Genomic DNA, 1,038 nt, shown 5'->3' with positions numbered 1-1,038 from the left:
GGAAGTACAGCTTGGTCGACAGCACGTACCGGTCGCGCGGCGTGGTCCGCAGCGCGCGTGCGAGAGCTTCCGGTGCGTCGGCGTAGGAGTTGGCGGTGTCGAAGAAGGTGATGCCTTCGTCGAGTGCGGTGTGCACCAGTCGATCGGTGCGCGCCTGGTCGGCCGTGGTCACGTTCTGCCAGGTGCCCACGCCGATCTCGCTGACCACGAGGTCGCTGGAGCCGAGGGGACGGTAGCGCATCGGTCACCCGTGCCCTGGCAGCGGATCGGCGTGCCCGGCGGCCCAGCGCCGCAACCCCTCGGCCTCATCGGTGGCCTGCTGGCTGCCGGGGATCGACAGGAGGCCACCGGTGCGCCGCCCCAGGGTCACCACCAGTCGCTGCGCGGCGCCGAAGTCCGGTTGGGCGACGCGGACCGATTCGGTGCAGCCGGCCAACTCGACGTCGTCCCACCCGGTGGCCGCCGCGCTGCCGTCCGGCCGGAAGGCCAACGGCCGCAACCGGTTCAGCTGTCCCCAGCGGACCGGTTGGTCGGTGCCGGTACGGTGGGTCAGCACGCGCCGGGCCAGCAGCAGCTGTCCCGCGACGAAATGTCGGGCGTCGCGCCACGGCGGCGGCGTCAACCCATCGTCGAGGTGGGTGAGCATGTGCCGCAACGGCTGCTCGTGGCCGTTGTAGCAGTAGGTGAACTCCGGGTCGTAACCCTGCGCGGGACGGGTGACCGCTGCGAACATCGCTTCGCGAACGCAATCGCGGAACACCACGAGCAGCGCGAGGCCGGTCTCGTCGGTGTCCGAGGTGCCGCGCCACCGCAGGGCTTCCGCTCGCGCGTCGCCGAGCACGCCGCGCACCGGGCGCGGCAGGTGGGTGCGCACGAGGTCCCGGTAGAACGCGTAGAACCCCGCGTCGGTGTCCAGTTGCAGCGCGAGGGAATCGGCCGCGTCGCGGTGGTCGCGATCCGCGAGCACACAGGCGATCCTGTGGGCGCGGACGCCGCTGACGAAGTTCCACCCGATCCGGCCGCGGACCAACGGGTTGC

The 1,038-nt window shown here is 71.7% G+C and carries 2 protein-coding genes; both read right to left on the bottom strand.

What is annotated here, in order from left to right; all coding sequences use genetic code 11:
• On the bottom strand, positions 1 to 241 hold a 241-nt coding region (locus tag AB0G02_RS42070), incomplete at its 3' end, for an aldo/keto reductase (protein WP_360806741.1).
• A 3-nt stretch (positions 242 to 244) separates the two neighbouring features.
• Positions 245 to 1,038 (bottom strand): penicillin acylase family protein (locus tag AB0G02_RS42065; protein ID WP_360806738.1); only part of this gene is annotated, 794 nt, incomplete at its 5' end.

Origin of the sequence: Actinosynnema sp. NPDC023658 (genome assembly GCF_040639995.1) — a bacterium.
Taxonomy (GTDB): Bacteria; Actinomycetota; Actinomycetes; order Mycobacteriales; family Pseudonocardiaceae; genus Actinosynnema.
The sequence above is the reverse complement of the archived record's forward strand: the minus strand, read 5'-3'. Positions and strand labels throughout refer to the sequence as shown.